This is a genomic window from Lactobacillus sp. LL6, assembly GCF_007570935.1.
GTDB lineage: Bacteria > Bacillota > Bacilli > Lactobacillales > Lactobacillaceae > Lactobacillus.
This window is the reverse complement of the sequence record NZ_VLLR01000001.1, coordinates 266,085-284,932: the sequence shown is the minus strand read 5'-3', so window position 1 is coordinate 284,932 and position 18,848 is coordinate 266,085. Positions and strand designations below refer to the sequence as shown.

The following is an 18,848-nucleotide window of genomic DNA, read 5'->3' as shown; positions in this document are numbered from 1 at the left end:
AATTTAAATTTCCTTCTTTGTTAATATCAAACTAGCCTTTAGTATAACATTTAGAAGCGGTCAAAATCTGTTTGAGCCAAAAAGTTTCCCGGTTCAGCAGCAATGATTTTATCATGAGTATCAATTTTAGTAATTTTTACTAAAGATAAATAATCTTCAACTAATTTATTTTTATCAAAATCAGCTTCACAAAGAACACAAATTCCAGCAATTTTACCATCAAATTCTTTAACCAATTCTTCCATTCCAGTTAAAGTTCCTCCGCCCTTCATAAAGTCATCAACAATAAGGACATTAGAATTCTTTTTAAGTGCACGAGTAGGCAATTCCATCTTAGAAACTCGGTCAAGTGAAGAAGAAATATAATTTACTGATACTGTAGCTCCTTCAGTTACCTTAGAGCGTTTTCTTGCAGTTACAAATGGCACATTAAGAAAGCGAGCCGCAACTTGAGCTAAAGCAATCCCCTTAGTTTCCACAGTCATTACTGCATCAACTTCTGAATAAGCATAACGAGTGGCAATCAATTCTCCTAAAAGACGTAGATCTTGAGTATTTCCAAGAATATCAGACATATAAACAAAACCACCAGCTAAAATTCTGCTCGGATCTTCAATTCTTTCAGCCAAACCAGTTAAATATTTTTCTGCATGTTCTTTGCCTAAAAATGGAATATATCTTACTCCACCAGCAGCTCCAGCAACAGTTTCTAAAATACCATCTTGATTTGCTGCAAGAGTATGCTTCAAAATTGCCAAGTCTTCTGAAATTGAAGACTTTGCAGCATTATAACGCTTGGCAAAGAAAGGTAGTGAAATTAAGGTATGTGGACGTTCCATTAAATATTTGGTCATATCCACTAATCTTTCTGAACGTTTCATATTTTTTCCTTTCTAATGTTTGTTTTTTATCTGTAATTATATTACTCTAAAGCACACAAAAAAGCACTAACATTTTAAATGTTAGTGCTTAATTTTTAAATAATTTAAGCTTCAGCTTCTTCAGCCTCATCATCAAATTCTAATGCAATATTCTTGGTTAACAAATCAGTGTAACTATAAGAAACATGTTTAAAATTATTTTGATCTTGGTCCAAATCTACCATAAAGACAGCAGGAAATGTTTCACGTAAAATTCCGTGTCTTTTTGTTACCTTCTTGCGACCCGCTTGAGCTACTACTGTTAAGGTATCGCCTAAGTGAGAATCCAACTTACTTTTAATCGTATTAATTGATGTTGGCACTAAAAAACAACTCCTTTGAGTTAATTTTACCATATTTTAATAATTATTTCAAGTAGGTTACAAATACGAAGCCTACTGCTTCAAGGGAATAGCTTTAGCAATCACAATAAATTGTGAAATTGTTAAATCTTCTGGGCGGACCTTAGGATTTACACCAAGTTTTTGAATTAAAGTTGCTCGCTGCTCCTTATCTGGAATTAAGTTTTTCAAATTGTTATTAAGCGTTTTTCTTCGTTGACTAAAGCACATCTTAACTACCCAATTAAAATGCTTGCGATTTTCAATATCAGGCTTGTCTTTTAATGGGGTTAAAACTACCACACTGGAATCAACTTTTGGACGAGGCATAAATGAAGTGTTTTTTACTTCAAGTGCAACTTTAGCATTCATTTCTGTTTGAACTGCAATTGACAGTGGTCCAAAATCTTTTGAACCAGGCTTAGCAACTAAACGCTCAGCTACTTCTTTTTGCATCATTAAAGTCAAACTTTCAAAATTTAAATCTGATTCTGCCAATGCAAAGATAATAGGAGTTGTAATGTAATACGGTAAATTTGCTACGACCTTAACAGGTTTAGTTAAATCGAAAAAGCCTGCCAAGTCATTTTTAAAATCAGCCTTCAAAACATCTTTAAGCATCAATTTAAAACGATCACTCAAATTATCGTTACCGATTTTATCTGGTAGTTCATTTTTAAGAATCGGAGGAAGATCTTCATCAACTTCATAAGCAAAAACTTTTGCTCCTGCTAAAAGAAGTTGTTCAGTTAATGATCCAATTCCAGGTCCGATTTCAATAACTTGGTCTCCTTCATGAATATCAGAAGCATGAACAATTCCTAAAATTGCTTCTTGATCTACCAAAAAGTTTTGCCCAAGGTTCTTTTTTGCCTTTACAAAATAACGATTAACAATTGCTTGAGTTCTAACAGGTGACCCAATTGGAATATTATTTGCCATTTTGAACTTCCTTTACTGCTTCACTTAATTCACTCATTGAAATCCCAAACATATGCAGTCTTTTAAAAAATTGCTTAGAATTTCCATAACCAACTCCAAGTTTGATTCCAACTTGTTCACGTAAATGTCTTGAGCCTTCCCCACCAGCTAAGCCTAATTGAGTATAGAGATCATAATCAAGGTCGCTTTTTTCAGGTTCTACTTCGTGAAGATCACTTAAAGCCCGCTCTAAGGCTTCTTTTGAAGCATGTTCAACACCTAAGCTATTGCCACGCTTAAGCGGTTCACCTTCTTTACGAGTAATAAAAGCTTGTTTTGCATTAGGAACAGCTTCTGTTACAATTCTCCGAATTCGTTCACCATTGAAGTCAGGATCTGTAAAAATGATAATATCTCTTGTTTCACTTAATTTTCTGATTTGCTTTAACACACTTTCAGAAACTGCTGACCCTTGAGTTTCAATAGTTTCAATTCCAGGAAAAAATTGCTTCAGGCGAATCGTATCATCTTTGCCTTCAACAACTACAACTGCATTAAAATTCTTTTTATTTAATACCATAAACCCTCTCAGTATTCTTATAGGTAGCATCTGCTACTTCTTCTAAAGAAATATCTTTGATCTTAGCAATCGCCTCTGCAACATAGCGCACATAAGCTGGTTCATTTTGACGACCACGATATGGCTTAGGTGTTAAATATGGAGCATCTGTTTCTACCATAAATCGATCCATTGGAACAACTTTAGCTGATTCATGAACTTCAACTGCCTTAGTAAAGCTAACTACACCAGAATAAGAAAACATTACATTTAAATCTAGAAACTTATTAAGCCAGTCAACTCCACCATTAAAACTATGTAAAATTGCTCCATATTCCAAATTAGATTCTTTTAAAATTTTATAACAATCCTCAAAAGCATCCCTTGTATGAATATCTACTGGCACCTTTAATTCATGGGCTAATTCAATCTGTCTTCTAAAAACTTCTTGTTGCTTGTCTCGCGGTGATTCATCCCAATAATAATCCAGCCCCACTTCACCAAGTGCCACAACTTTTGGCATTTGAAGCTGTTCAATTAACTTATCTTCAGCATCTTGATCATAATTTTTGGCAATATCTGGATTAAGTCCAACCATTGCATAAACATTATCAAAACGTTGCGCTAAATCAATTGCTCGCTGATTAAAATCTGGGTCTTGCCCCGCACAAATAACTTTAGTCACGCATAATTTTTCTGCTCGATCTAAATAATATTCTTCCTTTCCACGGAAAGGTTCATCATTTAAATGCGTATGATTGTCAATAAGTTGCATTATCCAAGCTCAGCCCCAGCTTCATGCTCGTCACCTACAATAGCAAGCTTAACTTTGCCATCTTTTTCACTAGATAAAAGCATTCCTTCACTAACATGTCCTAACATCTTACGAGGCTTCAAGTTAGTAACTGCTAAAACTTTCTTATTAAGAAGTTCGCTTTCATCTGGGTAGAACTTACGGATTCCACTTAAGATTTGACGAGTGTGTCCATTGCCAAAATCAAGTTTAAACATCAAGAGCTTATTTGAACCCTTAACTGGTTCAACAGATAACACTTTAGCTACTTGGATCTTAACTTTATCAAAATCATCAATTGTAATGAACTTTTCTTCTTTCTTTTGTTCACTACGAGTTTGTTTCTTTGGCTTAGCCTTCTTCATTTCATCCTTGATATACTTCACTTCTACATCTTGTTTAAGACGTGGAAAAATTGGGGTTGGTTTTTCAGTTACTTTAATGTCCCAATCAAAACTACCAAATGATAAATCCTTTTGTTCACCATTATTAAAGTCAAGACCAAGTTGATTAAACATCTTAACTGGACTTTCAGTCATAATTGGAGAAATCAGAATTGCTACTAAACGAAGACTTTCTGCTAAGTTGGTCATTACCTTAGACAATTCTTCACTTTTACCTTCTTTATTAAGGACCCAAGGAGTGGTTTCATCAATGTACTTATTAGCACGACTAATAAGTCTCCACACACTATCAAGAGCTTGTGAGAAGTGTAAGCTATCCATTTGGTTAGTGTATTCAGCAATTACTTCTTGAGCAGTCTTTATTAAGTCTTGTCCGTATTCATCTTGCTCTTCAGCAACTGAAGCTACCAGACCATCTTGATATTGATTAATCATTGAGACAGTTCTATTTAAAAGATTACCTAAATCGTTAGCCAAGTCAAAGTTAACTCTTTCAACAAAATCTTCTGGAGTGAAAATACCATCAGAACCAAATGGAATTGCACGCATTAAGTAATATCTAAGTGCATCTAATCCATAACGCTCAACAATCATTTCTGGGTATACAGCATTACCCTTAGATTTAGACATCTTACCGTCCTTCATCAATACCCAGCCATGACCAAAAATTTGCTTAGGAAGCGGCAAATCAAGTGCCATTAACATAATTGGCCAGTAAATTGTGTGGAAACGAACAATTTCTTTACCTACTAAGTGAACATCAGCTGGCCAGAACTTCTTGAAAAGTTCATCATTGTCTGAACCATACCCAAGAGCTGTAATATAGTTAGATAAAGCATCGATCCATACATATACAACGTGTTTAGGATCACTTGGTACAGGAATTCCCCAGTTAACTGTAGTACGTGTTACTGAAAGATCTTCTAAGCCTGGCTTAATAAAGTTGTTGACCATTTCTTTTTCACGAGAATGAGGCAAAATGAAATCTGGATGTTCCTTGTAATAATCAAGAAGACGGTCAGCATATTTACTCATTCTAAAGAAGTAAGATGGTTCTTTAACGAGCTGTACTTCATGACCAGATGGAGCCTTTCCACCTACAACATTTCCTTCATCATCTTTGTAAACTTCAGCAAGCTGACTTTCAGTAAAGTATTCTTCATCTTCTACTGAATACCAACCAGTGTATTCACCAAGGTAAATGTCACCTTTTTTCAATAATTTTTCAAAAATCTTTTGAACTGCTTTAACGTGTTCATCATCAGTAGTACGAATAAATTTATCATAAGAAATATCAAGCATCTTCCAGAGCTTCTTGTAACTTGATGCCATTTCATCAACGAACTCTTTAGGCTTAATTCCACGAGCTTCAGCTTTTTGTTCAATTTTTAAACCATGTTCATCAGTTCCAGTTAAAAAGAAAGTGTCATATCCCTTACTACGTTTGTATCTAGCCATTGAATCAGCTGCTACAGTGGTATATGCATTTCCAATAGTTAATTTACCTGATGGATAGTAAATTGGGGTTGTAATATAAAAAGTTTTTTTATCAGCCATACTTTTTCTCCTTAAATTAGAAAATAATTCATATTATATGATACACCATGATAAGTATCTCAGAAAAGGATAGGCAAAGAAAAAAGAAGCCAAATCAGCTTCTTAAATCAAAAAATCATTTTTCTGTAAATACAATATTTTCACTAAACTCATCAATAAAACATATCCCAGCAATAGTATTAAAATTACCAATAAAAAGCTCTGAGGCATTGGTCCAAAAGCTAAATCTTTACTCAAAAATGAAAATGGTAAAATTGTTCCAACTATTGCCGCAAACAAAGTTCCCATAATTACCGGGGGAGTAGCATGTTGAAAAATAAATGGAAAACGTTTATCACGAATCACATGAATAACAATTTCTTGAATCCAGATACTTTCAATAAACCAACCAGTATAAAAACTTGTTACAAATATTATTTGTTGTGCTTTACTAATTTCATAAAAATTGCCTCCTGCAATTTGAGGACAAATCCAGAAAAATAAAAGTGCAAAAGTAATAATATCAATTATTGTTGAAACAGACCCAAAAATTATCATGAATTTTGGTAAACGCCGAATTGCCCATTTTTTAGGTTTATCTAAATAACTCTTCGGCATCTTATCAAATGGAATAAGCAAACAACTCATTCCAAATAATAAATTCATCACTACAATCTGTAAGGGCATCATAGGTAAAAATGGTAAAAATATGGATGCAATTATCATTGCTAAGGAATTACCGAAACTAGAGGTTAAAATAACCTTGAAATATTTCATAATATTTCCTAAAACATTTCTGCTAATTCGAATACCATCTTCTAAAATCGCCAAATCTTTATTAAGCATAATTATATCGGCAGATTCTTTAGCAATATCAACTGCATTATCAATCGAAATTGAAACATTTGATGCATGCATAGCTGGGGCATCGTTAATTTTATCCCCTAAATAAGCAACAGTATGACCATTAGTGCGAAGGATTTTTATTATCTTTGTTTTAAGTTCGGGAGTTAGTTCAACAAAAATATTGCACTCTTCTACCATCTTAGATAGTTCTTCAGTACTTTTTCCTTCTAAATCGCTTGCTGAATAAATAATATTAACATTTAATCCAACTTGAAGCCCTAACGTTCTAGTGACAGCTTCATTATCACCAGTTAATACTTTAACATCGATTCCATCTCGGCGCAGTTTAGCCAAACTTGCCTGAGCACTTTCTTTTGGTGGATCTAAAAATGTTAAAAAGCCAACTAAAGTTAAGTCATTTTCATCATTCACTGAAAATTCGCCTACTGGTGCGGGATTGCGTTTATATCCTAGTAAAAGCACACGCATCCCATCCGTATTCAAATCTTCAACTTGTTCAAGTATTTTCTCTCGTCTTTCTTTAGTCAAAGGCAACACTTTACCATTAAGCTCTACTTTTGTTGCTACTTCAAGCATTTGTTCAGCTGCACCTTTAGTTACTAAAAGATGCTCACCATGATTTTGATCAGAGTTAGCAACTACGACACTCATACGTCTACGATTATAATCAAACGGAATTTCATCAATCTTGTTGTAGTCGCGCTGAATCTCATTAGTATCTAACTCATCCCCTGCAGCATTGATTACAGCTTCATCAATTAAATCCTTCATTCCTGTTTGATAATATGCATTTAGATATGATAACTCTAAAACTCGCTTCGTCTCTTGCATAGTTAAATCATAATGGCGTTCAAGCATGACTTTATCTTGAGTTAAAATACCAGTCTTATCAGTACATAAAACATCAGCTGATCCAAAATACTGAATTGAGTTTAATCTTTTTACAATGTTTCCTCGCTTGGCCATTTTTTTACTACCATTAACCAAGTTAGAAGTTACAATTACTGGTAACATTTCAGGAGTTAAACCTGCCGCAATTGCAATTGCAAAAACAAATGAAGAAATCCAATTTGCCTTAGTTATACCATTAATAATAAAAACTAATGCACTCACAATTACCATCATTAGCATTAATAACTTAGTAATACTTTTGATTCCTACATTGAATGTAGTTTTATGAAGTTCGCGTTTATTCTCGTCTCGAATTTTTTTACCAAAAATTGTATCTTTGCCAGTTGCAAAAACTACTCCAGTCCCAGATCCAGAAACAATTGTTGTTCCTTCATATACAATATTAGGATAATCAAGATAATTATTCACTTGTTCAAAGCGGGGAGTTTTTGTGGCAATTTTTTCTTTTGGATCAAACTTTCCATCAATATAACTAGTTGAACAAAAAAGATCCTTGCTTCTAAGAAGTCGCATATCTGCCGGGACCATATCACCAGCAGATAGATTAATTACATCTCCTACTACAACTTCATTAGTTGGCAATTCTTGATTTTCATTATCGCGTTTAATATTTGTAGTAACAGATACTAAAGCTAGCATTTCTTCTACAGCATCTGATGTTTTAATATTTTGAACAAATTTAATTATTCCAGCTATTAAGACCATCACCACAATAATAATCGCAGTACTTACATCATCTTGACCACTTGGAACCACATCAGCAATCAGTAGAGTTGCTGCTAACAAAATCAAAACAATTGTAAAAGGCGTTAAAAATGACTCAATGAAAAAATGCCATTTAGAATCATTCTTAGTATCTACAATTTGATTTGTCCCATATTCTTCTCGGTTTACCATTGCCTGTTTAGTAGATAAACCTTCCGCACTCGCATGAAGTCTAGCTAATGTTTCTGTGCGACTTTCACGTGCAATCTTTTTTACACGCTCAATGTAATCGCGACTTACCTCATATTTCGAAGTTTTTACATTTAGCATTTTATTCCTCCTTGTTTTTGTGCGCAAACAAACTAAAAGGAGTCACTTTCTGAAAAGTGGCTCCATACCAAACAAGGCTTTTAATACTCGTCGTTCAGTTTTAACACTACGTGACGTAAGCACATGCTAGCTATCTGGATCTCGCCTTAAGTCGACGAGGCCTATTTGACCCGTTGGCATCTCTGGATGTTTCTGGGCGATAGCGTGTGTTCACGTAGGAATCTCACCTAACAGTTTATTTGCAAAAATTGTATTACCTTAATAAGTCTAAGGCTTAAAAAGCTTATCGTCAAATTGAATTTTATTTCTTATTATTTTTAACTCGTACCCCACGTAAAACATAAATCATTCCAGCTACTACAACAACCAATGCTAATGCAATTGGAAGAGCAACTTTTCGTGGATGAGAAATCTTATTTTGTTCGCTATCAGTAAGATCATACTTATCTAAGGTGTACTGATATTGTTGATCAACTTTAGTAGCACAAGCTCGAAATACAAAGCGCACTCCCTTATTGAAAGTTGTATTATTATCGCTTCTCAGTTCATCTCCAGCTGCTCTAATGATACTTGCTCGTGACTCCGCAGTAAAAGCTCCATGTAAATCTTTAGTTGAAAAAATTTGCACATTTTTCTTATCTTTTTTAACCCCAATTACAATAAAAACTTTATTTTTTTGCTTATTTAATCTTTTAGGAGTTAAGTGATTGAGTCTGGTGACTGTTTTAACTACTACTTGTGGTTGCTCTTTTGTTTGCCAATAACGATTATTTTTTGCTGTTATTAGTTGCTTAGTTTCTTTATTTAAAACATGAGCATTATCTTCAATATCTTTTTGACTAAATCCACTCAAAGTCAAAAAAGTAATTACTAGTCCAGTAAAAATTAGCAGCTTAGTTTTCATCTTCTTCAAGTTTATGAGCCAATCCTTCAACATATTTGCGGTCAATATTGATTTTCTCATATGGTACCCCACAATCTTCTAGTAAGTCTATTGCTAGTGGATTATCACGGTAATCAAAGTAATAATTAACTTTTTTAATACCGGCTTGAATCAATGCTTTAGTGCAATTATAGCAAGGAAAATGAGTTACATAAATTTCAGTCTCAGCCGTTGAAACTCCATTTTTAGCACATTGAATCAAAGAGTTCATTTCTGAATGAATTGTTCTAACGCAGTGTCCATCTACCATTTGGTGACCTACATCATCACAGTGAGGCTGACCTGAAATAGAACCATTATATCCTGTACCGATAATTCTATTATCTTTAACCAACACACTACCAACAAGAGCACGATTACAAGTTGATCTTTGAGCAATCACCAAAGCCTGCATCATAAAATACTGCTTCCAAGGAATTCGATCACGCATAAATTGCCTCTATTTTTGTCTGTTCTTAAAATAGTTAAGACCAATTGCATCACGTACTTCTTCCAAAGTTTGGTTTGCAACTTCATTTGCTTTATTAGATCCGTCAATTAACATTTGGTACACACTATCAAGATCTTTTTCATATTTTGCACGACGCTCACGAATTGGAGCAAGTTCTTGTTCTAAAACTTTGTTTAAGTAGCGTTTAATTTTAACGTCTCCTAAACCGCCCTTTTGATAATCTGCTTTTAATTGAGCAACTGTCTCTTTATCTGGATCAAATACATCAAGATAAGTAAAGACAGTATTTCCTTCAACTTGACCAGGGTCTTCAACATGAATATGATTTGGATCAGTGTACATTGACATAACTTTCTTTTGAACTGTCTTTTCGTCATCTGATAGGTAAATTGCATTACCAAGGGATTTAGACATTTTCGCATTTCCATCAAGACCTGGAAGACGACCTTCACCTTTTGCAGGGAAGTAACCTTTAGGTTCTACAAGTACATCACAATCATATACACGGTTAAATGTGCGTACGATTTCACGAGTTTGTTCAAGCATTGGTTCTTGATCATCCCCAACTGGAACTACAGTTGCTTTAAAAGCAGTAATATCGGCTGCTTGAGAAACTGGATAATTCAAAAAGCCAACTGGAATAGAGTCTTTAAAACCTTTTTGCTTAATTTCTGTTTTAACAGTTGGGTTTCTTTCAAGACGTGCTACAGTGACTAAGTCCATGTAATAAGCTGTTAATTCAAAAAGAGCAGGAATTTGTGATTGGACAAAAATTGTTGATTTAGTTGGATCAATACCAACTGAAAGATAGTCAAGTGCTACTTGAATAAGTGAGTTGCGAATTTTTTCAGGATCTCTTGCATTATCAGTTAAAGCTTGAGTATCCGCAATCATAATATATGGGGCATAATCACCACTATTTTGGAGCTTTACTCGATTTCTAAGAGAGCCAATGTAGTGACCAACATGTAATTTACCTGTTGGACGATCACCTGTAAGTAATATTTCCTTTGTCATAACTATTCTTCCTTCTTAAATCTTTATACATTAGTTTTTAATAACTTCAATTTTATCAAAAATTAAGCTAAGATTAAACTAGCTATGAGATTACATTAGTTAGAAGGCTAAAAATGTGCAATAATTTTAAAATACCTAAACTCAAAACAATCGAAAATTATTTAAAAAATGATTTAAATCTACCTTTAATTAAATCTGACTTTCAAATTAAAACTCAAAATATCTTTCCCAAAACTGCTGCTCCAGTTTTACTATTTAATGACAATAAACTTCTTCTGCAGCCCAAATTATGGGGTTATCCAAGTCCATTTGATTTAAACAAACCTGTTTTTAATGCACGAATCGAAAGATTTTATGAAAAACGCTCATCAATGTGGGATAAGTCATTTGCTCGTCAAAGATGCATTATTATCGCTGATGAATTTTTTGAAACTAGCAAAGAAAAATATCGCTTTGAAAATAAAAATTATCATGAAAAATATGCCTTTCGTGATCCAGAATACCCATTAACTTTAATCGCTGGGATTTATGATAAAGATAAATTTGCAATGGTTACAACTGCTCCTAATTCTTACATGATGCCAATCCATAATCGAATGCCATTATTACTTAAGCCTGCAGAAATTCGCCAATGGCTCTTTCAAAATTTTACCAGTTTAATTAATCGTGAAAATTTTGACTTAGCAGTAAAGAAATTACCCCATGAAAATAATTTGGCATAATTTTTCAATTCATGATAGAATATAGAGGCAATGCGGGTATAGTTAAATGGTAGAACGTCAGCTTCCCAAGCTGAAGATGCGGGTTCGATTCACGCTATCCGCTTATATAAAAAAGATGATGAACAAATTTTGTTCATCATCTTTTTCTTTTAAGTCATAATTACTAATAAAACACCATTTACAACAGATAGATATATTGGCATCCATATTGTTTGTGTGTATAAGTAGGACCATGCAAACATTGCCCCAAAGGCAATATCTATAACAAACAATGGGATTGACATTTGAAAGTTTAAAATACTGAATAAAATTCCTGACGTAAACATTCCAACTACTGCGATTGCTGGCACACTTCGTCTAAATGCATAATTGAATAAAAATCCAATTGTCAAAAATTGTTGCAAAATTGGCAAAATAATTCCAACAGCTACAATCAAAAACCAAAACATGGGAATGGACTCATGTTTTAAGTATTCAATCTGAAAACCATACCAACTAATTTTATTATAAGCTTGAAGCCATGAAACTCCAATTCTGCCTGCTACAACCAGAATCGTTAAACCAATTGTTATTGCATAATCACCTAACCACGGCATTACAAAATCTCGCTCAAAGAAGCGCTGTTCACGATTAAAGCGATAAATATAAAATAAAAGCACCATCGCTGCAATTAATCCAAATAAGATTATGTCCCATATTCTAAGCGGTGATTTCATAGTAACTAATTTAACTACACCAGCAGCCATTAAATAGCCAATAAAATATACAGCATAGCGAATCAGATTACCTTCTCTTGATTCTGGCGTATTCAAAAACTTCACTCCTAAAATTGTATATATCCTACAAATTCCATATTATAACAAAAAAAGCCATATTTAGGAATTATCATATTGATTTTTCCTATTTCACTTCAACTACTTTTACCTGATAACTGCCAGCTGGTGCTTCAACTGTTACTGTCGTACCAGCTGTTTTTTTCATAATTGCACTCCCAAGCGGTGAATCAAAAGATACCTTATTTTCTGCTAAATCAGCTTCCATTCTTCCCACAATACGATATTCTTCAGTTTCATCATCATCTTCAAATTTTAAAACTGCAACTTTTCCTAAATCTACCTTGCCATCATCTTTTGCTTTGATTACTTCTGCATACTTTAATTGCTTGCCCAAATAACGCAAACGGCTTTGCAAATGACCTAAATCACGTTTAGCTTCAGTATATTCTGTATTTTCAGATAAGTCTCCCATTGAACGAGCTTGTTGCAAAATTTTAATTCTACGTGGTCGGTCTTTTTTTAAACGTTCAATCTCATCTTCAATTTGTTTATAACCTTCTGGGGTCATTTTTTGATAATAAACCATTTTTACCTCCAATTAGCACTATCTATTTTTAAGTGCTAAATACTTTATTTTTTATTCTATCCTACTACAATAGTCTGTGTAAGGAGAAATAAATCTTCTAATATTATTTGAAAGGAAGTTATTAATTTATGGCAAACGAAATGATGAATCGTCATAATGATGTTTTTGATGCAATGAACGATTGGTTTGGTTTTCCAAGAAACTTCTTTGACGATAAAGTTGCCAACATCATGCAAGCTGATCTTTCAGAAACTGATAAAGACTATATTGTAACTCTTGATATGCCAGGTTTTGACAAAAACAAAATTCATTTAAACTACCAAGATGGAATTTTAAGCGTTTCTGGTACAAGAAAATTCGAAAATAATGAAACCGCTAAGAATGGCGATGTAATACACAAAGAAAGAAGCGAAGGACATGTTTCTAGAAGCTTCAGATTACCAAATGTAGTTGCAAATAAGATTCATGCAAAGTATGATGATGGTGTATTGACTATTACTTTGCCTAAGCAAAATGCAGAGGAAAATAATAGTTCAATTCAAATTGATTAACTTATAATAATTGCAAGAAGTCCACATAAGTTATTCAATAATAATTCTCTATTGAAGGCAGGTTCTTTATTGAACCTGCTTTTGTTTTGGACTAAAATGAAAGGTAATATAAAATAATATTAAAAAGGAAGTTTTCTTATGGCACATAAATTAACCTTGCAAGAAATCGAAAAGTTTTCTCAAGACTTTAACAAAAATCCTGAGAACCATGTCATTGCACGTGCTGCTCAAAAAAGTGGTGTTTTAGCAGCGTCTTATAATGATCGTGTTCAGAGCAAATTAACGCGAGTTTTCTCAACAGAACTTGATACCGATAATGTTACTAATCAAAAACACTCAGGCCGGTGCTGGTTATTTGCGACTTTAAATGTACTTCGTCATGAATTTGGCAAAAAATATAAAGCAAAGAACTTTACTTTCTCACAAGCTTACAACTTCTTTTGGGACAAAATTGAACGAGCAAATATTTTTTACAGCAATATCATTGAAACTGCTAATAAACCTCTTGATTCACGTGAAGTTAAGGCTCATTTAGATTTTGCTGGAGCAGACGGTGGACAATTCCATATGGCAGCTTCCTTAGTTGAAAAATACGGAGTAGTGCCTTCTTATGCAATGCCAGAAACTTTTAATACCAATGATACTACAGGCTTTAGCAACGCACTCAAAGATAAACTTAAAAAGGATGCTTTAGTTTTACGTAAATTAATTCAAGATGGAAAAACAGCAGAAGCAGAAAAATTACGTAATAAGTTTTTAAGTGAAGTTTATCGTATGACAGCAATTGCTGTAGGTGAGCCACCAAAGCATTTTGACTTAGAATATCGTGATGATGAAAAGAATTATCATTTAGATAAAAATTTAACTCCAATTGAATTTTTCCATAAATACTTAAACGATGCGAATTTAGATAATTACGTTGTTTTAACAAATGCTCCTGACCATGAATATGATAAACTCTATGGCCTTCCTGCAGAAGACAACATTGAGGGGCAATATCGCATTAAATTATTAAATGTTCCAATGGAATACTTAACTCAAGCTTCAATTGCTCAATTAAAAGATGGTGAGGCTGTTTGGTTTGGAAATGATGTTTTGCGCCAAATGGATCGTAAAACTGGTTATCTTGATACTAATTTATATAAACTTGACGATTTATTCCATGTAGACCTAAAAATGAGTAAAGAAGATCGACTAAAAACTGGTGCAGGTGAAGTTTCACATGCTATGACTTTAGTTGGAGTTGATGAAGATAACGGTGATATTCGTCAATGGAAAGTTGAAAACTCCTGGGGCGATAAGTTGGGAGCAAAGGGTTATTTTGTAATGAATAATGATTGGTTTAACGATTATGTCTATGAAGTGGTTGTTCACAAGAAGTATTTAACTGAGGAACAAAGAAAAATTGCAGAAGGTCCAATTACTGATCTTCCAGCTTGGGATTCTTTATCATAATTATTTCCCAGGAAATAAAAAACTCTGCACAAAATGCAGAGTTTTTTTGTCTATTCATAACTTTTAGCTACTTGCCTATAACGTTCTACTTCATCATCACTGCAACGAACAAAATGTCCTGGAGTAATTTCATGTAGGGTTCGTTTTTTACCGTCATTTTCTTCTTTTTCAGCATCATAATCAATTCGCTGACGGCTTCTTTCAATTTCTGGATCAGGTACTGGGACCGCCGAAATCAAACTCTTAGTATAATCATGAAGTGGTCTATCATAAACATCATCCGCTGATCCTACTTCTAATAATTTACCAAAGTGCATAACACCAATTCTATCTGAAATAAATTTAACCATTGATAAATCATGGGCAATAAATAAATAAGTAAGTCCACGCTTTTTTTGTAATTCAATCATTAAATTCACAACTTGAGCTTGAATAGAAACATCAAGTGCAGAAATTGGCTCATCAGCTACAATAAACTTAGGTTCAACAGCTAATGCTCGAGCAATACCGATTCTTTGACGCTGACCACCAGAGAATTCATGAGGAAAACGGCTAGCATGGTTTTTATTAAGACCAACGGTTTCAAGAAGCTCTTCAACGCGCTGACGTCTTTGCTCTTTGTTTTTGACTAATCCATGAATATCAAGACCTTCTGCAATAATATCTTCAACGGTCATTCGTGGATTAAGAGAAGCATAAGGGTCTTGGAAAATCATCTGTGCATCACGTCTAAACTTAAGTTTATCATCGCGCTTTTTTAAATTTTCAACATTTTTTCCTTCAAAAATCACTTCACCACTAGTCGGTTTATATAATTGTAAAATGGAACGACCAGTTGTGGTTTTACCAGAGCCAGATTCTCCTACTAGCCCAAAAGTTTCACCTTCATAAATATCAAAACTAACATCATCAACAGCCTTAGTAATTTCACGTCCATTTTTAAAGTATTGTTTTAGATGCTTTACTTCCAAAATTTTCTTTTTTTCTGGCATAAAATCCTCCCTAGCTGTTAGTATTATAGCCTTCTTGCATCAATTTAAATTTCTTCCAACGTCTTTGAATTTCTTCAGGAGGTGTCACTTTCGGAGCTCCTGGTGCTAAAAGCCAAGTAGCTGCATAATGAGTATCTGACACTTTGAAAAGAGGGGGTTTTCTTTGAACATCAATTTTCATTGCGTAACGATTTCTTGGCGCAAACGGATCACCTTTTGGTGGATCAAGTAAATCTGGAGGAGTTCCCGGAATTGATTCTAAGGTATTACTCTCTAGAGTTGGCATTGAATTGATTAGCCCCCACGTATATGGGTGTTGTGGATTATAAAAAATGTCATCTACTGTACCATATTCCATAAACTCACCAGCATACATTACAGCAACTCTATCTGCCATACCGGCTACTACACCTAAATCGTGAGTAATAAAAATAATAGAAGTTTTTACACGCTTTTGCAAATCTTTCATTAATTCCAAAATTTCAGCTTGAACTGTTACATCAAGGGCAGTAGTAGGTTCATCGGCAAGCAAAATTTCTGGTTCACAAATAAGTGCAATTGCAATCACGATTCTCTGTCGCATCCCTCCAGAAAATTGGTGCGGATATTGATTAATTCTCTCTTCAGCCTTAGGAATTCCTACTGCCTTCATCATTTCCAAAGCTTTTGCCCAAGCCTCTTTTTTAGACACTCCCTTATGTTTAATCAAAGGCTCAGCAATTTGTTGCCCAATTTTCATAGTTGGATCAAGTGAGGTCATTGGATCCTGAAAAATCATTGCAATTTCATTACCACGAATATGTTGCCATTCTTTTTCAGATAAATCTAACAAATTCTTTCCATGGAAATTAATTTCTCCACCCATAACTTGAGCATTTCTTGCTAAGAGTCCAATGATAGAACGAGTAGTAACTGATTTACCTGATCCCGATTCACCAACAATTGCTAAAGTTTCACCTTCATTCAAATGAAACGATACATTCCGAATAGCCTTAACTTCACCAGCATAAGTATGGAAATCAATTTTTAAATCTTTTACATCTAATACCCTTTTTGGCATCGGATACACCCTCCTATCTTTGGCCTCTTGGATCAAAGGCATCACGCAAACCATCACCTAATAAGTTGAAAGCAATCATTAAAATACACAAAATAATTGCTGGATACCACATTTGGTATGGTAAAAATTGGAAATTCTTTTGTCCTTCATTAAGAAGTACTCCTAGTGAAGTTTCTGGTGCAGAAATACCAATACCAATAAAGCTCAAGAATGCTTCAAAGAAAATAGCTGTTGGAATAGTATACATTGTTTGAATGATAATAATACTAGAAAGATTAGGCACTAAGTGCTTAATGGCAATCTCCCAAGGAGATTCTCCAAGAGATTGAGCCGCTAATACATATTCTTCATTCTTTAAACTTAAGGTTTCGGCTCTAACTTGCCTTGCCATAGTTGTCCAACTAGAAATTGCAATAGCTAAGATAATTGAAGTAATTCCTGGCTTTAATACAACTAACATTAAAACCACAATAATTAAGTTAGGAACTGATGAAATAATTTCAATTATCCGCTGCATCACATTATCGACTCGGCCACCTTTCCAGCCAGATATGATTCCATAAGCAACTCCAATTGTTAAATCGAAAAATGCAGCTACTAAAGCAACAATTAAAGAAATTTTAGTACCATAAATAATTCTTTGACCCAATGGACGACCTAAATAGTCAGTTCCTGCTAAGAAATATTTATCTTTTGGTACACCGTTTTGAGCATAAGCATCAACCCATTGACCATTCTGTTTAATTTTTCCATTTAAACCATTAATTGCATCAAGTCCAGGAACTTTAGCAGGTAAATTAGCATATTGCGGATGTGATTTAACTAACGTGGATTTATTAATGAACGGGGTTGAGCCAAAAGCAACAATTACCATCAAAATAACAATGATTGCTGAAAGCATGGCTGCTTTTCTTTGCTTAAATCTTAACCAAACATTTTGCCCAAAAGATAATGATGGTCCAGCAATATTTTCGCTATCTTGAGCTTCGTCTTTGGTTAAAGGTTCAAAAGCATCTGGACTAAGTTTTAAATCTTTTTCATCCATGTTTTAAGCCTCACTTTCAGTTAGTCTAATTCTTGGATCAATCAATCCATAGATAATATCAGTAATAAGCAAAATCACAACTAATCCAATACAGTAGACCATTGTAATTCCCATAATAGTTGGATAGTCATTAGTTAAAATTGACTTAACAAATTGTTCCCCGATTCCTGGAACATTAAAAATATTTTCAATAACCATAGAACCAGTCATAAGTGCTACAGCATAAGGACCAATTAAAGTTACAAGTGGAATCATTGAATTACGCATAGCGTGTTTTCTAATAACTTCCATTCTGCTGAGTCCTTTAGCTTTTCCAAGTTCAATATAATCGCTACTTAAAGTATCAACCATACTAGTTCTAATAAATCGAGCAGTTTCAGCAAGTGGTCCTACAGCTAAAGCAATCGTTGGCATTATTGTTTGACTGAATTGACCCCAGCCAGCAATTGGAAACCAACCTAATTTAAGTCCAATATAATATTGTAAAAGTACTGCTAAAACAAAGTTAGGAACTGATTTACCAATAATTGAAACTACAGTTGCTGTTGAATCAACCCACGTACCTTGTTTCATTGCAGCAATTGCCCCAACAATTACTCCAAGTACTACTCCAACAATCAAAGCTTGTAGACCTAATTGGACAGATGCTCCTAATCGAGCACTAATTAAACTAGAAACCGGTTGGTTGCTGTATTGAAATGAGGTACCAAAATCCCCATGGAGCATTCCTGTAATATAGATAAGATATTGTTCCCAAACAGGTTTATTTAAACCGTATTGCTCATTCATTATGTGCAATTGCGTCGGCGTCATCTTCGCTTCGTTAGCATATGGTGAACCCGGCATTAATTTCATTAAAAAGAAAGTAACCGTAGCTACAATGAACAAAGTGAGGATCATATAAAATACACGTTTTAATAAGTACCTAGCCATATAACTTCCTCAATTTCATATTAATTTTC

18 protein-coding genes, 1 tRNA gene, 1 pseudogene and 1 riboswitch are annotated in these 18,848 nt (G+C 34.0%); of the genes and pseudogenes, 4 read left to right on the top strand and 16 right to left on the bottom strand.

What is annotated here, in order from left to right; all coding sequences use genetic code 11:
• Window positions 1-50 precede the first annotated feature (50 nt).
• The 10 genes and pseudogenes from purR to trpS form a co-directional block, all read right to left on the bottom strand.
• On the bottom strand, window positions 51-881 hold the full coding sequence (gene purR / locus FOD82_RS01375; RefSeq protein WP_144354724.1) for a pur operon repressor: 831 nt from the start codon (window positions 879-881) through the stop codon (window positions 51-53).
• A 104-nt stretch (window positions 882-985) separates the two neighbouring features.
• Complete coding sequence (locus FOD82_RS01370) at window positions 986-1,243, bottom strand: Veg family protein (RefSeq protein ID WP_144354723.1); 258 nt, start codon at window positions 1,241-1,243, stop codon at window positions 986-988.
• Window positions 1,244-1,315: 72 nt separating this feature from the next.
• Window positions 1,316-2,203: a 16S rRNA (adenine(1518)-N(6)/adenine(1519)-N(6))-dimethyltransferase RsmA gene (gene rsmA / locus FOD82_RS01365; protein WP_144354722.1), complete on the bottom strand. Its 888-nt coding sequence runs from the start codon at window positions 2,201-2,203 to the stop codon at window positions 1,316-1,318.
• Complete coding sequence (gene rnmV / locus FOD82_RS01360; protein WP_144354721.1) at window positions 2,193-2,762, bottom strand: ribonuclease M5; 570 nt, start codon at window positions 2,760-2,762, stop codon at window positions 2,193-2,195. The genes rsmA and rnmV overlap by 11 nt, the downstream gene beginning before the upstream one ends.
• On the bottom strand, window positions 2,749-3,516 hold the full coding sequence (locus FOD82_RS01355; protein ID WP_144354720.1) for a TatD family hydrolase: 768 nt from the start codon (window positions 3,514-3,516) through the stop codon (window positions 2,749-2,751). Before FOD82_RS01355 ends, rnmV begins: the two co-directional genes overlap by 14 nt.
• Window positions 3,516-5,501, bottom strand: a pseudogene (gene metG / locus FOD82_RS01350) (methionine--tRNA ligase); the annotation flags it as partial. The gene FOD82_RS01355 and the pseudogene metG, both read right to left, overlap by 1 nt.
• Before the next feature lie 96 nt (window positions 5,502-5,597).
• Window positions 5,598-8,288 (bottom strand): magnesium-translocating P-type ATPase, encoded by a 2,691-nt coding sequence (mgtA, locus tag FOD82_RS01345; RefSeq protein ID WP_144354718.1) that lies wholly within the window; start codon window positions 8,286-8,288, stop codon window positions 5,598-5,600.
• A 78-nt stretch (window positions 8,289-8,366) separates the two neighbouring features.
• Window positions 8,367-8,530, bottom strand: a riboswitch (M-box (ykoK) riboswitch).
• A gap of 59 nt (window positions 8,531-8,589) precedes the next feature.
• A complete protein-coding gene (locus FOD82_RS01340) occupies window positions 8,590-9,192 on the bottom strand; it encodes a TPM domain-containing protein (protein ID WP_144356000.1) in 603 nt (200 codons plus the stop codon).
• Window positions 9,182-9,661, bottom strand: a complete 480-nt coding sequence (locus tag FOD82_RS01335; protein ID WP_144354717.1) for a deaminase — start codon at window positions 9,659-9,661, stop codon at window positions 9,182-9,184. The genes FOD82_RS01340 and FOD82_RS01335 overlap by 11 nt, the downstream gene beginning before the upstream one ends.
• Before the next feature lie 9 nt (window positions 9,662-9,670).
• Complete coding sequence (gene trpS / locus FOD82_RS01330) at window positions 9,671-10,699, bottom strand: tryptophan--tRNA ligase (protein WP_144354716.1); 1,029 nt, start codon at window positions 10,697-10,699, stop codon at window positions 9,671-9,673.
• Between the two features lie 113 nt (window positions 10,700-10,812).
• On the opposite strand from trpS, the gene FOD82_RS01325 reads away from it, so the two are divergent.
• Both FOD82_RS01325 and FOD82_RS01320 read left to right on the top strand, forming a co-directional pair.
• Window positions 10,813-11,421 carry an SOS response-associated peptidase family protein gene (locus FOD82_RS01325; RefSeq protein ID WP_144354715.1) on the top strand — a complete coding sequence of 203 codons (609 nt, stop codon included), beginning with the start codon at window positions 10,813-10,815 and terminating at the stop codon, window positions 11,419-11,421.
• A gap of 32 nt (window positions 11,422-11,453) precedes the next feature.
• Window positions 11,454-11,524 (top strand) — tRNA-Gly (locus FOD82_RS01320).
• 46 nt (window positions 11,525-11,570) lie between these two features.
• Here the strand turns inward: FOD82_RS01320 and FOD82_RS01315 are convergent.
• A complete protein-coding gene (locus tag FOD82_RS01315; protein ID WP_144354714.1) occupies window positions 11,571-12,233 on the bottom strand; it encodes a CPBP family intramembrane glutamic endopeptidase in 663 nt (220 codons plus the stop codon).
• 88 nt (window positions 12,234-12,321) lie between these two features.
• Entirely contained in the window at window positions 12,322-12,783 is a 462-nt protein-coding gene (gene greA / locus FOD82_RS01310) for a transcription elongation factor GreA (RefSeq protein WP_144354713.1), read from the bottom strand.
• 128 nt (window positions 12,784-12,911) lie between these two features.
• Between greA and FOD82_RS01305 the strand changes: the two genes are divergently transcribed.
• Together FOD82_RS01305 and FOD82_RS01300 are read left to right on the top strand one after the other, a co-directional pair.
• Window positions 12,912-13,334, top strand: a complete 423-nt coding sequence (locus FOD82_RS01305; protein WP_144354712.1) for an Hsp20/alpha crystallin family protein — start codon at window positions 12,912-12,914, stop codon at window positions 13,332-13,334.
• Between the two features lie 138 nt (window positions 13,335-13,472).
• Entirely contained in the window at window positions 13,473-14,789 is a 1,317-nt protein-coding gene (locus FOD82_RS01300; RefSeq protein WP_144354711.1) for a C1 family peptidase, read from the top strand.
• Between the two features lie 50 nt (window positions 14,790-14,839).
• Here the strand turns inward: FOD82_RS01300 and FOD82_RS01295 are convergent, their stop codons facing one another.
• Genes FOD82_RS01295 through opp3b form a run of 4 tightly spaced genes read right to left on the bottom strand, consistent with a single transcriptional unit; the run spans window position 14,840 to window position 18,819 of the window.
• Entirely contained in the window at window positions 14,840-15,781 is a 942-nt protein-coding gene (locus FOD82_RS01295) for an ATP-binding cassette domain-containing protein (RefSeq protein ID WP_144354710.1), read from the bottom strand.
• Window positions 15,782-15,791: 10 nt separating this feature from the next.
• The gene (locus tag FOD82_RS01290; protein ID WP_144354709.1) at window positions 15,792-16,841 is read right to left on the bottom strand and encodes an ABC transporter ATP-binding protein; all 1,050 of its coding nucleotides are present in this window, start codon (window positions 16,839-16,841) and stop codon (window positions 15,792-15,794) included.
• Window positions 16,842-16,854: 13 nt separating this feature from the next.
• A complete protein-coding gene (locus FOD82_RS01285; protein ID WP_144354708.1) occupies window positions 16,855-17,886 on the bottom strand; it encodes an ABC transporter permease in 1,032 nt (343 codons plus the stop codon).
• Between the two features lie 3 nt (window positions 17,887-17,889).
• Window positions 17,890-18,819 (bottom strand): oligopeptide ABC transporter permease, encoded by a 930-nt coding sequence (gene opp3b / locus FOD82_RS01280; protein WP_144354707.1) that lies wholly within the window; start codon window positions 18,817-18,819, stop codon window positions 17,890-17,892.
• Between the last annotated feature and the right edge of the window lie 29 nt (window positions 18,820-18,848).